The sequence below is a fragment of the Synechococcus sp. CS-205 genome (genome assembly GCF_025128255.1).
In the GTDB taxonomy this organism is placed as follows: domain Bacteria; phylum Cyanobacteriota; class Cyanobacteriia; order PCC-6307; family Cyanobiaceae; genus Regnicoccus_A.
Window position 1 is genome coordinate 1 of the sequence record NZ_JAHLZB010000033.1, and the last position, 15,321, is coordinate 15,321.

At 68.6% G+C, this 15,321-nt stretch carries 16 protein-coding genes, 1 tRNA gene and 1 pseudogene; 10 read left to right on the top strand and 8 right to left on the bottom strand.

The genetic code is table 11. From position 1 onward, the window contains the following. A pseudogene (locus KQ297_RS08445) lies at window positions 1-390 on the bottom strand (photosystem II D2 protein (photosystem q(a) protein)); the annotation flags it as partial. A 176-nt stretch (window positions 391-566) separates the two neighbouring features. Between KQ297_RS08445 and KQ297_RS08450 the strand changes: the two are divergent. The 4 genes from KQ297_RS08450 (at window position 567) to KQ297_RS08465 (ending at window position 2,774) form a co-directional block, all read left to right on the top strand. Continuing rightward, the gene (locus KQ297_RS08450) at window positions 567-830 is read left to right on the top strand and encodes a hypothetical protein (protein WP_185466643.1); all 264 of its coding nucleotides are present in this window, start codon (window positions 567-569) and stop codon (window positions 828-830) included. After that, window positions 830-1,567 carry an ABC transporter ATP-binding protein gene (locus KQ297_RS08455; protein ID WP_185466644.1) on the top strand — a complete coding sequence of 246 codons (738 nt, stop codon included), beginning with the start codon at window positions 830-832 and terminating at the stop codon, window positions 1,565-1,567. Before KQ297_RS08450 ends, KQ297_RS08455 begins: the two co-directional genes overlap by 1 nt. Window positions 1,568-1,583: 16 nt before the next feature. Beyond that, window positions 1,584-1,655: transfer RNA gene (locus KQ297_RS08460), tRNA-Asn, on the top strand. Window positions 1,656-1,982: 327 nt separating this feature from the next. Beyond that, on the top strand, window positions 1,983-2,774 hold the full coding sequence (locus tag KQ297_RS08465; protein WP_259739032.1) for a response regulator transcription factor: 792 nt from the start codon (window positions 1,983-1,985) through the stop codon (window positions 2,772-2,774). Between the two features lie 27 nt (window positions 2,775-2,801). Here the strand turns inward: KQ297_RS08465 and KQ297_RS08470 are convergent, their stop codons facing one another. From KQ297_RS08470 to KQ297_RS08480, 3 genes are read right to left on the bottom strand one after another with little or no spacing between them, the layout of a single operon-like run. Further along, window positions 2,802-3,761, bottom strand: coding sequence for a DNA polymerase III subunit delta' (locus tag KQ297_RS08470; RefSeq protein WP_259739033.1), 960 nt, complete (start codon window positions 3,759-3,761; stop codon window positions 2,802-2,804). Further along, complete coding sequence (gene tmk / locus KQ297_RS08475; protein ID WP_259739034.1) at window positions 3,754-4,425, bottom strand: dTMP kinase; 672 nt, start codon at window positions 4,423-4,425, stop codon at window positions 3,754-3,756. Before tmk ends, KQ297_RS08470 begins: the two co-directional genes overlap by 8 nt. Then, on the bottom strand, window positions 4,412-6,802 hold the full coding sequence (locus tag KQ297_RS08480) for a cation-translocating P-type ATPase (protein ID WP_259739035.1): 2,391 nt from the start codon (window positions 6,800-6,802) through the stop codon (window positions 4,412-4,414). Before KQ297_RS08480 ends, tmk begins: the two co-directional genes overlap by 14 nt. A 98-nt stretch (window positions 6,803-6,900) precedes the next feature. On the opposite strand from KQ297_RS08480, the gene KQ297_RS08485 reads away from it, so the two are divergent. Beyond that, window positions 6,901-7,422: a photosystem I assembly protein Ycf3 gene (locus KQ297_RS08485; RefSeq protein WP_185466648.1), complete on the top strand. Its 522-nt coding sequence runs from the start codon at window positions 6,901-6,903 to the stop codon at window positions 7,420-7,422. A gap of 32 nt (window positions 7,423-7,454) precedes the next feature. On the opposite strand, the gene radA is transcribed toward KQ297_RS08485, so the two are convergent. After that, a complete protein-coding gene (radA, locus tag KQ297_RS08490; RefSeq protein ID WP_259739036.1) occupies window positions 7,455-8,879 on the bottom strand; it encodes a DNA repair protein RadA in 1,425 nt (474 codons plus the stop codon). A 92-nt stretch (window positions 8,880-8,971) separates the two neighbouring features. Here radA and rpaB point away from each other — a divergent pair, with 92 nt between their 5' ends. From rpaB to KQ297_RS08515, 5 genes are read left to right on the top strand one after another with little or no spacing between them, the layout of a single operon-like run. Further along, window positions 8,972-9,718, top strand: coding sequence for a response regulator transcription factor RpaB (rpaB, locus tag KQ297_RS08495; RefSeq protein ID WP_185466650.1), 747 nt, complete (start codon window positions 8,972-8,974; stop codon window positions 9,716-9,718). Then, entirely contained in the window at window positions 9,699-11,069 is a 1,371-nt protein-coding gene (gene plsX / locus KQ297_RS08500) for a phosphate acyltransferase PlsX (RefSeq protein WP_259739037.1), read from the top strand. The genes rpaB and plsX overlap by 20 nt, the downstream gene beginning before the upstream one ends. Before the next feature lie 52 nt (window positions 11,070-11,121). Further along, complete coding sequence (locus KQ297_RS08505) at window positions 11,122-12,138, top strand: beta-ketoacyl-ACP synthase III (RefSeq protein ID WP_185466711.1); 1,017 nt, start codon at window positions 11,122-11,124, stop codon at window positions 12,136-12,138. Between the two features lie 43 nt (window positions 12,139-12,181). After that, the gene (fabD, locus tag KQ297_RS08510) at window positions 12,182-13,081 is read left to right on the top strand and encodes an ACP S-malonyltransferase (protein WP_259739038.1); all 900 of its coding nucleotides are present in this window, start codon (window positions 12,182-12,184) and stop codon (window positions 13,079-13,081) included. Window positions 13,082-13,137: 56 nt separating this feature from the next. Beyond that, window positions 13,138-13,857: a 1-acyl-sn-glycerol-3-phosphate acyltransferase gene (locus KQ297_RS08515; RefSeq protein ID WP_185466712.1), complete on the top strand. Its 720-nt coding sequence runs from the start codon at window positions 13,138-13,140 to the stop codon at window positions 13,855-13,857. On the opposite strand, the gene KQ297_RS08520 is transcribed toward KQ297_RS08515, so the two are convergent. The 3 genes from KQ297_RS08520 to KQ297_RS08530 are packed head-to-tail and all read right to left on the bottom strand — an operon-like array spanning window position 13,772 to window position 15,263. Further along, window positions 13,772-14,356 carry a YdcF family protein gene (locus KQ297_RS08520; protein WP_185466653.1) on the bottom strand — a complete coding sequence of 195 codons (585 nt, stop codon included), beginning with the start codon at window positions 14,354-14,356 and terminating at the stop codon, window positions 13,772-13,774. The two genes, KQ297_RS08515 and KQ297_RS08520, sit on opposite strands and share 86 nt — an antisense overlap. Further along, a complete protein-coding gene (gene tsaB, locus KQ297_RS08525) occupies window positions 14,356-15,015 on the bottom strand; it encodes a tRNA (adenosine(37)-N6)-threonylcarbamoyltransferase complex dimerization subunit type 1 TsaB (protein ID WP_259739039.1) in 660 nt (219 codons plus the stop codon). Before tsaB ends, KQ297_RS08520 begins: the two co-directional genes overlap by 1 nt. Further along, a complete protein-coding gene (locus tag KQ297_RS08530) occupies window positions 15,012-15,263 on the bottom strand; it encodes a Ycf34 family protein (RefSeq protein WP_185466713.1) in 252 nt (83 codons plus the stop codon). Before KQ297_RS08530 ends, tsaB begins: the two co-directional genes overlap by 4 nt. Window positions 15,264-15,321: the final 58 nt, after the last annotated feature.

Sequence of the window (15,321 nt, forward strand, 5' to 3'; positions counted from 1 at the left end):
GAACTGACGCAGCATGAAGCCGATCAGGGCGAAGGCGCCGTGCAGGGCCACGAAGGGCCAGAGGCCACCGAGCTGGATCCAGCGCACGAAGTCGCCCTGGGCCTCGGGGCCCCAGAGCAGCAGCAGGCTGTGACCCATGGCATCAGCGGGTGTGCTGACGGCGGCGGTGAGGAAGTTGCAACCCTCCAGATAGGAGCTGGCAATGCCGTGGGTGTACCAGGAGGTGGCGAAGGTGGTGCCGGTCAGCCAGCCGCCCAGCGCCAGATAGGCGGTGGGGAACAGCAGCAGACCGGACCACCCGACAAAAACAAAGCGATCACGCTTCAGCCAGTCATCGAGGACGTCGAACCATCCCCGTGCGGCAGGCGCGCGCCCTAAAGCGATCGTCATGCAGGTACTTCATGAACCTTTACAACCAACATCCTACAAAAACCGGCAGCCCCCGGGAGCCCTCTCCCACGAGCACACCCCGAAATGAGTAAAAGCACTCAGCCAGCCCTGTCGGTGGCCGGCGGCGGTGCGGCAGACCGTTCGCCAGAGTGGGCCTTGGCCTTCAAACGCAGAACGTGTACGTCGTCGAGCTCGCCCTCAAGCTCAGTCCCATGCCCATCTCGGTGCAGCGTAAGGAGCTCAGTGACGCCCAGTCGCTCCACAGCGAGATCAGGGCAGCCATGGAAAGCGGCCAACCCCGGGTGCTCGAGCTCCACTGTGAGAAAGCCGAGGAGAAGCGCGTCAGCCTGCTCAGCGGCGAACTCCTGGCCGTTCAGCTCTATGAGAAGTCGGCGGTCGGCGGCGGCAGCAAGCGGCCCGGATTCAGCGTCGACGGTTGATGGCCTTGGGCAGCCCCTCAGGCGGTGCCTCGCCGCCGGGGTCGTCCCCCGCCCTGGTGGCGGAAGGTCTCTGTCTGACCTGGGCCAACGGCAGCCAGGCCCTGAATCACTGTGACCTGCGCCTGCCAGGATCCGGCCTCTGGATGCTGGTGGGCGGCAACGGCAGTGGCAAGAGCACTCTGCTGCGCCTGCTCGCGGGCCTGCTTGAGCCCAGCAGTGGCCGCGTCAGGTTGACCCTCAAGCCTGCCCTGGTCTTCCAGAACCCCGACCACCAGTTGCTGCTGCCCAGCTGCGGAACGGATCTGCAGCTCGGTCTGGCGCAGGACCTGGCCCCGGAACAGCGCCAGGGTCGCCTGGCCGCGGCCCTGGCCCAGGTGGGGCTTGGGGGATTTGAGGGGCGACCGATTCATACCCTCAGCGGCGGACAGAAACAGCGGCTGGCGATCGCCGGCGCCCTCGCCGGTGACGCGAGCCTTCTCCTGCTCGATGAGCCCACTGCCCTGCTCGACCCCGAAAGCCAGGGGGAGGTGCTGCAGCTGATCGATCGGCTCTGCCATCGCCCTGATCGGCCTCTCACCGCGTTGTGGATCACCCATCGCCTCGAAGAGCTCGACCACTGCGACGCGGCCGCCGAAATGGAGCGGGGCCTGATCGGCCCCTGGCAGCAGGGGCCAGCCCTGCGGCGGACCATCGAGAACCGGCTTCCCCCCTTGCCTGCCGGCAGGGCCGGCGGGTAAGTTCTCGTGATCCCATTCCTCGGTAGCTCAGCGGTAGAGCGGTCGGCTGTTAACCGATTGGTCGCAGGTTCGAATCCTGCCCGGGGAGTTTTTCACGATTCACCACGGCCTGACCAGGTCGACTGTTCTGGCACCTGCTCCGGCGAGCCCAGCCCGGGGCAAGCCTGATGGCACTCGTCACAACGGGACGCCGACGACAAGAGCGAAGACGGAAGAAAATCTGAAGATTCAATTCAGATGCTTCTCCGCTTGACTGTGGAGGAACCCAGGCCACGCCTGCTCTCTGGTTGTCAGGCCAGCCGAGGGAGCGATCAGGCAGTTCGCATCAATGCCAGAGATCAGGAGAAAATAAGGCTCACATTCTTGTGGTATCGGCCATCTGCGCCTTGCCGTCACGTGTCCTCCAGCCTCTGCCATGAAGCCCTGCATCTTGCTGATCGAGGACGACGGGGACATGCGCGAGCTGGTGGCCGGGCACCTCGAGCACGGTGGCTTCACCGTGGAGACGGCTGATGACGGAATCAAGGGGCAGGCCATGGCCCTGCAGGCCAATCCCGACCTGATCCTGCTCGACTTGATGCTGCCGAAGGTGGATGGCCTCACCCTCTGCCAGCGGCTGCGGCGCGATGAGCGCACCGCCGGCATCCCCATCCTGATGATCACGGCCCTTGGCGGCACCAAGGACAAGGTGAGCGGCTTCAACTCCGGCGCCGACGACTACCTCACCAAGCCTTTCGATCTCGAGGAGCTGATGGTGCGTGTCAAGGCCTTGCTGCGCCGCAGCGACCGGGCACCGCTCTCCACCAAGCACAGCGAAATCCTCAGCTATGGGCCACTCACACTGGTGCCCGAGCGGTTCGAGGCGATCTGGTTCGACGAACCGGTGCGCCTCACCCACCTGGAATTCGAATTGCTCCACTGCCTGCTGCAGCGCCATGGCCAGACCGTGGCGCCTTCCTTGATCCTCAAGGAGGTCTGGGGCTACGAACCCGACGACGACATCGAGACCATCCGGGTGCATGTGCGTCACCTGCGCACCAAGCTCGAACCAGATCCTCGCAAACCCCGTTTCATCAAGACCGTCTATGGAGCCGGCTACTGCCTGGAACTGCCGACCGGCGTCAAGCTGACCCAGCAGGAAGCCCTGATCCACAGCCTGCGGGAGGAGCAACTGGCCGCAGCCTCCCAGGCCCTGGAGAGTGCCTGAGCTCAGCTGGACTTGCGGGGTGCCGGCTCAGCTGATCACCCCGCTCAGCTCCAGCAGGGCCACTTCCCAGGCCAGGCGCGGCTGCACGAATCCACGCAGCTGTCCCCGCAGCCGCTCCAGCCGTTGCTGAGCTGCCAGCTGAGGGTTCTGGCGCCAGAGGCGCAGCTGCCACCAGTTCAGCAGCCACAACTGCTGATCCAGATCGAGCGCTTCGCTCAGGTCACGGGCCAGCCCCATGGCCTCCAGAGGGTCGGCCTCCAGAGCAGCCAGGCGTGAAGCCAGGCCGCTGGGCAGGGCCCACCACTGGCGGCGGTGCTCGAGCAGTGCCCCTGGAGACCCGGCCGCCAGCTCGATCAGCTCCGGAGGGTCGTCAGCGGCGGCACCTTCAGACTGCTTAGCCTGCGCTGCCAGCACCAGCGCCATGGCGCTGGGGTCGAGGGGACGGAAGGGGATCTGCTGGCAGCGGGAGCGGATCGTGCTGAGCAGCCGCTCCGGTGCGGCGCTGAGCAACAGCAACAGACCTGATCCTGGCTCCTCCAGGGTCTTGAGCAGACCGTTGGCCGCCCCTTCCGCCATCAGCTCCACCGCCTCGATCACCACCACCGGGCGGGGGCCAGCCACGGCGCGTCTGGCCAGGAAGGGGCCGACGGTGCGGATCTGCTCCAGCCGGATCTGCGGCAGGCCGCGTCTGCTCACCCCCTTCGCTGCCGCTTGGCTCACCGGCACGAGCTGTCCCTGGTGGGAGTAAGTGGGCTCCAGCCAGAGCAGGTCAGGGTGGTTGCCCTGGATCAGGCGTCGGCGCAGGGCGGTCGAACCCGCAGGCCCCGCGAGCACGCCCTCCAGGAAGCGCAGGCCCCCCAGGCGCCTGCCCACCCCTTCCGGCCCGGTGAGCAGATAGGCGGCCGCCAGCCGCTGGCGCTCCAGCGAGGCACGCATCAGCGCCACCGCCGTGGGCTGACCGATCAGGTCGGCGAAGAGATCAGCCATCGCGATGGCCGGGCCCCACGAGAAGGAAGCGCTCCAGCAGTACCGCGTGGATGGCCGCCTCCAGCTCACCTGGAGTTGCTGAGGCCTCCAGGCGCGTCCAGCCCCGCTCGGTGGCCAGACGGGCAAAACCGGCCGAGACCCGCTCCAGAAACGGCAGGCCGGCTGCCTCGATCCGATCGGCACCGCGGTGGCCGCGGCGCTCGGCGGAGAGGGCCAACGGCAGATCGAGCCAGAGGGTGAGATCAGGAGTGAGGCCGCCGGTGGCGATGGCCTCGAGCTGGTCGATCAGCGCCAGGGACAGACCCCGGCCATGGCCCTGGTAGGCGGCCGTTGAGCCGGCAAAGCGATCACTGAGCACCCAGTGTCCGGCCGCCAGGGCCGGCTGGATCAGGCTCTGCACGTGCTGAGCGCGATCGGCGGCGTAGAGCAGAAGCTCGGCGGTGGCCACCGGAGCCGCCTCCTCAGGGGGGTGCAGCAGCAGCTCCCTGAGGCCCTGACCGAGGGGGGTGCCACCGGGCTCCCGGGTGGTCACCAGCTGGGCGCCCGCCGGCATCAGGCCGCTGCTGGGAAGCCAGGCACGCAGTCGTTCCAGCTGACTCGATTTCCCCGAGCCATCGATGCCCTCCAGCACCAGAAAGCGGCCTCGTCGCTCAGGGACGGCCATGGAGCAGCAACGCGTTGACGACAACGGTGATCGAACTGAGGGCCATCAGCAGGGCGGCCAGCGGGGGCGAGAGCAGCACACCGAAGCCCGGCAGCAGCGCCCCCGCGGCGACCGGCAGCACGATCAGGTTGTAACCGAAGGCCCAGAACAGGTTCTGCCTGACCTTGGCCAGGGTGCGGCGAGCCAGGCGCAGGGCCTCCACCAGCGACTCCAGCCGGTCGCCGAGGATCACCAGACCGGCAGTGTCCTGGGCGATCTGGGTGCCGGTGCCCACGGCGATCCCCAGATCAGCGGCCGCCAGGGCCGGGGCGTCGTTGATGCCGTCACCCACCATCGCCACAGGCCCCTGCTGACGCCAGCGCAGGATGTGCTCCAGCTTCTGCTGGGGGTCCAGTTCCCAGGCCAGGCCGGAGCTGGAGAGTCCAAGGCGATCGCCCAGCTGCAAGACGGGCTCGCGGCGATCACCGCTGAGCACCCCAAGTTGCAAGCCCATGCCAGCAAGCTCCGCCAGGGCCTGGGAGGCATCGTTGCGGGGCTGGTCCTGCACCGCCACCAGCCCGAGGATGGCGCCAGGGGAGGCCACCGCCAGCACCGTGGTGCCTGCGGATTCCAGCTGGCTCAGGTGTTGCTCAAGATCAGAGTCCAGGGCGAGACCCTGCTGGCTCAACCAGCCAGGGCGGCCGACCCGCGCCAGTCCCTCCTGGCCGCCGACCCGGCCTTCCACACCGGATCCGACTTCCGTGCGGCTGTGACTCACTGTTTTCAGGGCCAGCCCGCGGCACTGGGCCTCCTGCAGCAGGGCATGAGCCAGGGGGTGACGCGTGTGCTGCTCGAGGCTGGCCGCGAGCTGGATCAGGGCATCCCCGGCCGCCCCGGAAGGGTCGCCGGCTCCTGCCGGGAGCACAGCCACCACCAGGGGGCGCCCGAGGGTGAGGGTTCCGGTCTTGTCGAAGAGCACGCTGTGCAGGCGTGCCGCCATCTCGATTGCGTCGCCACCTCGGAACAACAGGCCGGAGCGGGCCGCCTGGCCCGATCCCACCGTGATCGCCGTGGGCGTGGCCAGCCCGAGGGCACAGGGGCAGGCCACAACCAGCACAGCGATAGCCAGCTGCAGGGCCAGGGAGAAGGGACTGGTGGCCGACGTTCCAAGCACTCCGTGGCCACCATGGGGTGCTTGCTGGGCCACGCCCATCAGCACATGGGGCCAGAGCCTGGTGCCCCATTGCCACCAGAACAGAAATGTGGCCAGGGCCAGCAGCAGCACCGCCACGGTGAAGCGGCCGGCCACCCGATCGGCGAGGCTCTGGATCGGAGCCTTGCGGGCCTGGGCCTGTTCCACAAGGGCGATGATCCGGGCCAGGGTGGATTCAGGGCCCGTGCGCCGCACCTCCAGGGCCAGGGGAGCCTGCAGGTTGAGCATCCCGGCCATCAGCTCACTGCCGGGGCCGGCCTCCAGGGGAAGGGGTTCGCCCGTGAGACTGGACACATCCACCGCCGAGTGTCCCTCCACCACCTCGCCATCGACCGGAACACGATCGCCGGGGAGGAGGCGCACACGATCGCCGGGACGCAGGCCAGCAACGGGCACAGTCCGCGGGGGTCCTTCGCCCAGCAGCAGCAGGGCGGTGTCGGGTTGCAGGCGCACCAGCTGCTCGAGCGCCTGGCCCGTGCGGTTGCGGGCACGCTCCTCGAGGAAGCGCCCCAGCAGCACGAAGCCCAGCAGCATCACGGGCTCGTTGAAGAAGCAGGGCCAGCCTGAAGCGGGTCTCAGGTAGGCCACCAGGCTGGCCAGGTAGGCGCTGCCCATGCCCAGCCCCACCAGCGTGTCCATGCTGGGAGACCGCAGCCAGGCGTCGCGGACACCCCGGATCAGGATGGAGCGCCCCGGCCCCAGCAGGGCGAGGCTGGCCACGAGGGCGTGAAAGCCGAGATCCCCCAGCCGGTGGAAACCGGGCAGGGCCATCAGGGCGGCCGGCAGGTGGCCCCCTTCGGCCAGGTGGCCGAGCACCGACACCAGCATCAGGCAGAGAGCCACGATCAGCTGGCGCCATTCCTGACGCCAGCGGCGCTGCCGGTCCCGCTCGGCCTGGCTGGGGTCGCCGACCACCTGATCGCGCCTTTGGGCCTCAAAGCCCAGGGCCTGCAGGCTGGCGATCAGTGCCGGTGCCGGATCCTCCGTCGCCCCGACCCGGGCGGGATCCAGACCGATCCAGGCCGTGCGGGTCACCAGATTGACGCTCGCCTGATCGACGCCTGGTTGCTCCAGCAGTCGCCGCTCCACCGCGCGCACGCAGCCGCCGCACTTCATGCCCTCCACATCCAGGAGCAGGGGCTCGACGGATGAGCTGGGCGCTGCAGGGGGAGGCGTCAGTGTCACGGCGGATGCTCCGTCCCCAAGGGTAGGGAGTGTGGCGCCGGGTCCCTGGCCTGTCGGAGACCCGTCAGGATGGGAGCACTGATCACGCCAGCCGCGCCGTGCCCCGCAGCCAACGCAACGACAACTTCATCGACAAGAGTTTCACGGTGATGGCCGACCTGATCCTGAAGGTGCTGCCCACCAACCGCCGGGCGAAGGAGGCCTTCGCCTACTACCGCGATGGCATGAGCGCCCAGGGTGATGGGGAATACGCCGAGGCGCTCGAGAACTATGACGAGGCCCTCAAACTCGAGGACGACCCCCTGGATCGCGCGTTCATCCTCTACAACATGGCCCTTGTGTACACCAGCAATGGTGATCACCAGCGCGCGATCGAAACCTACGAGCAGGTGCTGGAGCTCAACAGCAAGATGCCCCAGGCCCTCAACAACATGGCCGTGATCCACCACCATCTGGGTTGCCTGGCTGAGGAGAGGGGCGACACCGACGAATCCGACCGACGCTTCGATCAGGCGGCCGACTACTGGACCAAGGCGATCCGGATGGCCCCCAACAATTACATCGAAGCCCAGAACTGGCTGAAGACCAGCGGCCGTGGTTCTGTCGACGTGTACTTCTGAGCGCGGGACCCGAACCGATCAGGCCCTGAGTCTCAGTCGGCGGCGGGATCCACCCCCAGGGCCGCCACCAGGGCCTCGGCCACACCACCGGCCTCCATCAGCTCGAGGCCCAGGGCCGCGGCCACCGGAGCCAGGCCGCTGCTGCGGGGCACAACGGCCCGGCGGAATCCAAGCCGGGCGGCCTCCTGCAACCGCAACTCCAGCTGGGCCACCGAGCGAATCTGCCCCCCCAGCCCCAGTTCCCCCACCAGCACCGTTCCGGCCGGCAGGATCAGGTCGCGGTAACTGGCCACCACGGCGGCGGCCACCCCCAGATCGGCGGCGGGCTCCTCCACCTCCAGCCCACCGGCCACGGCCAGGTAGCAGTCGAAGCGGGAGAGGGGAAGGCCCATGTGCTTCTCCAGCACGGCCAGGATCTGGTGGAGGCGGTTGATGCCGATCCCGGTGGCGGTTCGCCGGGGGCTGGCATAGCTGGTGGTGCTGACCAGGGCCTGCAGGTCGACCAGAAGAGGGCGGGTGCCCTCGCAGGCCACGATCGTGGCGGTTCCGGCGCAGGGACCTTCCCCCCCCAGGAAAAGCTCACTGGGATTGGTCACCTCCGCCAGGCCCCGATCACGCATCTCGAACACCCCCAGCTCGTGGGTGGCGCCGAAGCGATTCTTGACCGCCCGCAGCAGGCGGTGGCTGGCGAAACGATCGCCCTCGAAGGTGAGCACCGCATCCACCAGGTGTTCGAGCACCTTCGGCCCCGCCAGCATCCCCTCCTTGGTGACGTGGCCCACCAGCAGCAGGGCCATGTCCTGGCGCTTGGCCAGCCGCTGCAGCGCCGCCGCGCACTCCCGGACCTGGGAGACCGAGCCCGGGGCGCTGTTCAGCTCGGCGTCGTGAAGGGCCTGGATGCTGTCGATGATCGCCACGGCCGGGCGGAGGGCTTCCAGCTCCTGCAACACCAGCTCCAGATCGGTCTCAGCCAGAAGCTGCAGGCCTGCTTCGCCTGGTCCTCCCTCCGCCGGCTGCTGCAGGCGGCGCCAGCGCAGCTTCACCTGCTGGGCCGATTCCTCCGCACTCACGTAGAGCACCGAGCAGTCGGCGGCGAGGGCCCGCGCGCTCTGCAGGAGCAGCGTCGACTTTCCGATGCCCGGATCTCCCCCCACAAGCACGAGCGATCCGGGCACGAGTCCGCCGCCCAGAACGCGATCCAGCTCGGGGAAGCCGCTGGAGAGCCGCTGCAACGGGCGCTCGCCAACGGACTGGATCGGCTCGGACCGCCGGGCCCGGGGAACGGCGTGATCCCCAATGGCGGGAACGGGTGCGGCGCGACGACGGCGACCGTCAGCCGCGGGGTTGCTCTGCTCCACCAGGCTGTTCCAGCTGCCACAACCCGGACAGCGGCCGAAAAACTGACGGGACTGGGCTCCACAGCTCTGACAGGCGTAGAAAGGGGTGGAACGTCCCAAGGAGGTTTGTGAAGAATGGTGGCTTTGGGTGAACTGGCGGGTGCTCGCGCCTTTTCAGTAGGCGGAGATTTTGCAACCGTGCCGGCGACGCGATGACGGTTTCCAGCTCAGCGAAGGAGACCATCCTGGTCGTCGACGACGAAGCCAGCATCAGGCGCATCCTCGACACACGCCTGTCGATGATCGGCTACCAGGTGGTCACGGCTGCCGATGGGGTCGAGGCCCTCGAGGCGTTCCATCAGTCCAGTCCTGATCTGGTGGTGCTCGACGTGATGATGCCCAAGCTCGATGGGTATGGGGTCTGCCAGGAGCTGCGCAAGGAATCGGACGTGCCGATCGTGATGCTCACGGCCCTGGGTGATGTGGCTGACCGCATCACAGGTCTTGAACTGGGGGCCGACGACTACGTCGTCAAGCCCTTCAGCCCGAAGGAACTCGAGGCCCGCATCCGCTGCGTGCTTCGGAGGGTGGAGAAGGATCAGGTCGTGGGGATCCCGAACTCCGGGGTCATCCAGGTGGGGGAGCTGCGCATCGACACCAACAAGCGCCAGGTGTACAGGGGTGAGGAGCGCATTCGCCTCACAGGCATGGAATTCAGCCTGCTGGAGCTGCTGGTGAGCCGTTCGGGTGAGCCCTTCAGCCGTGGGGAGATTCTCAAGGAGGTCTGGGGCTATACCCCCGAGCGCCATGTGGACACCCGTGTGGTGGATGTCCACATCTCCCGGTTGCGCTCCAAATTGGAGGATGATCCTGCCAATCCCGAGCTGATCCTCACGGCCCGCGGCACGGGATATCTGTTCCAGCGCATCGTGGAAGCCGTTGCCTCCGAAGGAACCTGAGTTCGAGATTCGCCCCGGCAGGCGTGCCAGGCCCAGCCGGGCCATCCGGCGGCTGGTGATCTGGTACCGCCGCAACGCGGCGGTCACCACAATCGTGGGCACGGCCTCCTCCTCGGCCAGTTCGGCGGCCTCTGCAGCGGGTTCGGTGGCCGGGTCCGTGGCCGGCAGCATGGCCTCCGCCGCCGGATCAGTGGCCGGCAGCATGGCCTCCACGGCCGGGTCGGTCCTCAACCCTCTGGTGATCGATCCGCTGCGCAGGCTGCAGCAGAGCGGCGGGGAGGAGCTGGCCGCCATCAAGCGGGGAGATCGGCTCTGGGTGGCCGTTGACGGAATGGGAGGCGACCACGCCCCGGGGCCGATCCTCGAGGGATGCCTCAAGGCGGTGCAGATCCTGCCGGTGCGCATCCGCTTCGTGGCTGAAACCGCGGCCGTGGAGTCGGTGCTGGCTGAGCTGGGCCTGAGCGACGTGCTGCAGGAGGCCGTCCAGCAGGGCCTGATCGAGCTCGTGCCCAGTGGCCCCTCCGTGGGCATGGACGACGAGGCCACGGTGGTGCGGCGCAAGCGCGATGCCAGCATCAACCTGGCCATGGACCTGGTGAAGCGGGGTGAAGCCACCGCCATCTATTCAGCCGGCAACTCCGGGGCGGTGATGGCCTCCGCCATCTTTCGCCTGGGGCGCCTCAAGGGCATCGACAGGCCAGCGATCGGAGCCCTCTTCCCCACCAAGGATCCGTCCCAGCAGGTGCTGGTGCTGGATGTGGGGGCCAACATGGATTGCAAGCCGGGCTACCTGCACCAGTTCGCCCTCCTGGGGAGCATCTACAGCCGCGATGTGCTCGGCGTGTCCGAGCCGAGCGTCGGCCTGCTGAACATCGGTGAGGAGGAGTGCAAGGGCAATGAACTCACCCTCAGGGCCTTCCCACTGCTGGTGGCTGAACCCAGGATCCGCTTCAAGGGCAACTGCGAAGGCCGTGACGTGCTCTCCGGCACCTTCGACGTGGTCGTCTGCGATGGCTACACCGGCAACGTGCTGCTCAAGTTCCTTGAATCGGTGGGCAGCGTGCTGCTCGACGTGTTGCGGGCGGAGTTGCCCCGAGGTCGTCGTGGCAAGGTCGGCTCGGCCTTCCTGCGCAGCAACCTGGTCCGGATCAAGAAACGGCTCGACCACGCCGAGCACGGCGGCGCCCTGCTGCTGGGAGTGAACGGCGTCTGCGTGATCGGCCACGGCAGCAGCAAGGCGCTCTCGGTGGTCAGCGCCCTGCGCCTGGCCCACCTGGCCGCCAGCCACGGCGTGATGGACGACCTGCACCGGCTCAGCGCGCAGGAGGAGACCGTCACGGCCTGTGGTTGACTGAGCCCAACTGAGGACTGACACGGTGTCGCTCGGCCGGATGGGCGCAGGGATGGCCCTGGTGGGTAGCGGCAGCGCCCTTCCCAAGTTCAGTGTCAGCAATGAACAGCTGAGTCGTCGGGTCGACACCAACGACGCCTGGATCCGCAGCCGGACCGGCATCGAGGCCCGCCGGGTGGCCGGTCCCGGAGAAACCCTCACCAGCCTGGCCACCGCCGCCGCCCAGGCCGCCCTCGAGCATGCCGGCTGGGGCCCCGAAGACCTCGACCTGATTCTGCTGGCCACCTCAAGCCCGGATGATCTGTTCGGCACCGCCCCGAGAGTGCAGGGGGCCATCGGTGCCAGCGCGGCGGCGGCCTTTGATCTCACCGCCGCCTGCAGCGGTTTTCTCTTCGCGCTGATCACCGCCGGTCAGTACATCCGGGGAGGAACGGTGAGGCGGGCCCTGGTGATCGGCGCCGACCAGCTCAGCCGCTGGATCGACTGGGACGACCGCAGCACCTGCGTGCTCTTCGGTGACGGTGCCGCCGCCGTGGCTGTGGAAGCCTGCGAGGAGTCGTGCAATGGCCTGCTGGGCTTCAAGATGCATTCCGATGGTCGCCGGGCCGACTGCCTCTCCCTGCGCCAACGGGACGAGCACATGCCCCTGCTGGAGGGCCACTCGGCCCAGAAGGGCGGTTTCGAGACGATTCACATGAATGGCCAGGAGGTCTACAAGTTCGCCGTGCGGGAGGTGCCGGCGGTGCTGCAGGAGCTGCTGGAGAGCACCGGCACGGCGGCTGATCAACTCGACTGGCTGCTGCTGCACCAGGCCAACCAGCGCATCCTCGATGGGGTGGCTGACCGCTTCGCCATCCCGCATGAACGGGTGCTGAGCAACCTGGCCCACTACGGCAACACCTCCGCCGCCACCATTCCCCTGATGCTCGATGAGGCCGTGCGCGATGGACGGGTGCTCCCGGGGGATCTGATCGCCAGCAGCGGCTTCGGAGCAGGCCTCAGCTGGGGGGCCGCCCTGCTGCGCTGGGGTGGCCCCGACGGCGGCCAGACGCCCTTGAATCCCGGCTGAACGGCACCGCCGTAATCTCCAGCCGGTTGGAGTGCATGTCGCCATGGGAATTGCCTGGGTGTTTCCCGGTCAGGGCTCGCAGAAAGCCGGTATGGCCACAGGTGTGCTCGAGCTCCCAGGTGCCCGCGAGCGATTCGCCGCAGCCTCCGCGCTGCTGGGGCGCGATCTGCTGGCGATCTGTGCCGGCGAAGGGGCCGAGGCCCGGGCGGAGCCTGCTGATCTGGGCGACACCCGCAACACCCAGCCTGCCCTGTTCGTGCTCGAGAGTCTGCTGGTCGACGGCCTCAAGGCCCAGGGCCGCCAGGCCGATCTGGTGGCGGGCCACAGCCTCGGAGAACTGGTGGCCCTCTACGCCTCCGATGTCTTCGACTTCAGCACGGGTCTTGAACTGATGCACCGGCGCAGCGAACTGATGGCCGCGGCGGGTGGCGGGACGATGACCGCGCTGATCGGCTTCGAGCGCGGCGAACTCGACGCCCTGGTGGAAGCCAACGCGGGTGTGGTGATCGCCAACGACAACAGCTCGGCCCAGGTGGTGATCTCGGGGACGCCGGAGGCGGTGGCCGCCGTGGCCGGTCAGCTCCGCTGCAAGCGGGCCATCCCCCTGGCGGTTTCGGGGGCCTTCCACTCCCCGTTCATGGCCGACGCCGCTGCCGCCTTTGCCGCCCTGCTGGAAGACGTACCGTTCGCCGACGCCAGCATCCCGGTGCTGAGCAACACCGATCCGACCCCCACCAGCCGCGGGAGCGAACTCAAGGAGCGGCTGCGCCGCCAGATGGTCAGCGGCGTGCGCTGGCGCGAAACCATGGACCAGCTGACGGCCCAGGGGATCGACACCGTGGTGGAGATTGGTCCGGGCAACGTGCTCAGCGGCCTGATCAAGCGCAGCCTGCCGGGGGTGAGCACCGCCCAGAGCAGCGATGCTGCCGACCTGGGCCTGTGAGTGATACCGGCAAGGATCTCCCCGCCAGCGGACCGATCCCCCCCCGTCGCCGTGGTCTGCGCCGTCGCAGGCGCTCCACCGAGCCCCCGGCCCTGCTCACCCCAAGGCCGAGCCTCACCTACCGCCTGATCAGCTACCTGCTGGTGTTTCCGGTGTTCAGGCTGCTGTTCCGGGGACGCACCACCGGCAATGGCCATGTGCCCATGGAGGGGGCCCTGGTGGTGGTCGCCAACCACGGCTCCCATCTCGATCCGCCCCTGCTGGGGCATGCCCTGGGCCGTCCGGTGGCCTTCATGGCCAAGGCGGAACTGTTCCGTGTGCCCCTGCTGGGGCCCATCATCCGGGCCTGCGGCGCCTATCCCGTCTCCCGTGGTGCCAGCGACCGGGAGGCCATCCGCATCGCCACCGATCGCCTGCTCGAGGGCTGGGCCACCGGAGTGTTCATCGACGGCACCCGGCAGGCGGACGGGCGCGTCAACCAGCCACAGCCCGGGGCGGCGCTGCTGGCGGCGCGGGCGGGAGTTCCCCTCCTGCCCGTGGCCATCATCAACAGCCACCGGGCGCTGGGCACGCGCCAGGGCAAGCCGCGGCTGGTGCCGATCCACATCCGCATCGGCCGGATCATCCCGCCGCCCGCCTCCCGTCGCCGCATCGACCTGCAGGCCACCACGGCCGCCTGCCAGGAGCAGATCAACGGGCTCCTCGATCAGGGCCTGCTGTCCCCGGGGAAGGCCCCATCTGCTCTGCCGCCCACGCGCGCAGATCACGACCGGTGACCACCCAGGCGGCGGCCCTCAGGCCATCGCCCCAGACCTTGCGGCGCCCTTCCGGAAGGCAGCGGTCCCCGCAGGAGACCGGCACCGGCGTGAGCCGGATGCCGCGACTGCCGGCCACGATCCGGCCCACCAGCAGGGCCCGGTCCATGTGATCGCTGCTGGTGACCAGCAGCACATGGCGAATGCCGCGGCGCCTGAGGTCATCGACCACCGTGGTGAAGTTGCCGAGGGTGTCGCGGGCGCGGTAATCCAGACGGAACTGGCGGCGGTCGAGACCCTCCTGGCTGAACAGCCACTGGGCGTATTCCGGATTGCTGCCGCCGCTCACCAGCAGAGGGAGCCCGTCGCGATGGGCGAGCCGACCGGCCAGCTTCTCCCTGTCGATGTCGCCCCCCAGGACAAGGATCAACTGGGGCCGGACAAGACTGGGTGCCAGCAGGCCCCGGGCCACCAGCAGCAGCCCGCCGCCCAGAAGTGCGAGCAGCAACAGCCGTCGCATCAGCGTGGCCCCGCCGCCACCGGACCGGTGGGATAGATGGGCAGGACGGAGGCCCAGGGAGCCGCCGCTCCCGCCGCCGCCGCCAGGCCACTCAGGCGGAGCAGCTGGGCCACGTCGGCCTCTGGATCCACCAGGGCTTCCAACCGATCGCCGCCGGGCGGCAGATCGCCCAGCTGCCCGTACAGGCGTGGGGCCTCCCTCTCGGCCATCCCCCCCAGTGCCCACGCGTCCATGCCATAGCGACCCGCCACCATGCCGCGACGGGGAAGCTCCTGCAACAGCCAGAAGGGTTCCTCCCCCACCTCACCGCGCTGACTCAGACGGTGGGCCATCAGCAGAAAGCTGCTGAATCCATCCAGGGGCAGCGCCAGCTGCTGCGCCAGGGTGCGGGCGAAGACCACGGTCAGGCGGGTGCCGGTGAATCCCCCAGGGCCGGTGGCCACGGCCAGGCGCCCCAACTCCCGCCAGCGGCGGGCCGGCAGCAGTTGCTCAACGCAGCCGAGCAGGTCGTTGGAGAGCCTGCGGCCCAGGGGATGGCTGGTGATGCGGGGGGGCTGCTGGGGCGAGAGGGGATCGGGAGTCGCCAGGGAGGCCAGCCCCAGCCCAAGGACATCGCTGGAACTGTGCAGCGCCAGGAGCAGGGGCGCGGCAACGCTCATGCCGGCACCACCTCCCCCGGGCGCAGGCGACTCCAGCGGCCGGGGTCGGACTGGAAGCTTGCGCAGGCCCGCACGTCCCACTCCACCCCCACCTGATCACCCGCGAGGCTGATCACCTGGACATGAATGCGGGGGGCCTTGGGGGTCAGATCCGGCTCCATGCTGAGATGCTCCACACCGTGCTGCCGCTCCACCGCGTGATAGGCCTGACAGCGCTCCACCCAGTGGCAGTCGACGCAGATGCACATGCCGCCGGAGCCCTCGACTTCCCCCATTCTGGAGTGGGCCTGCTCCAGGCTGGGACGG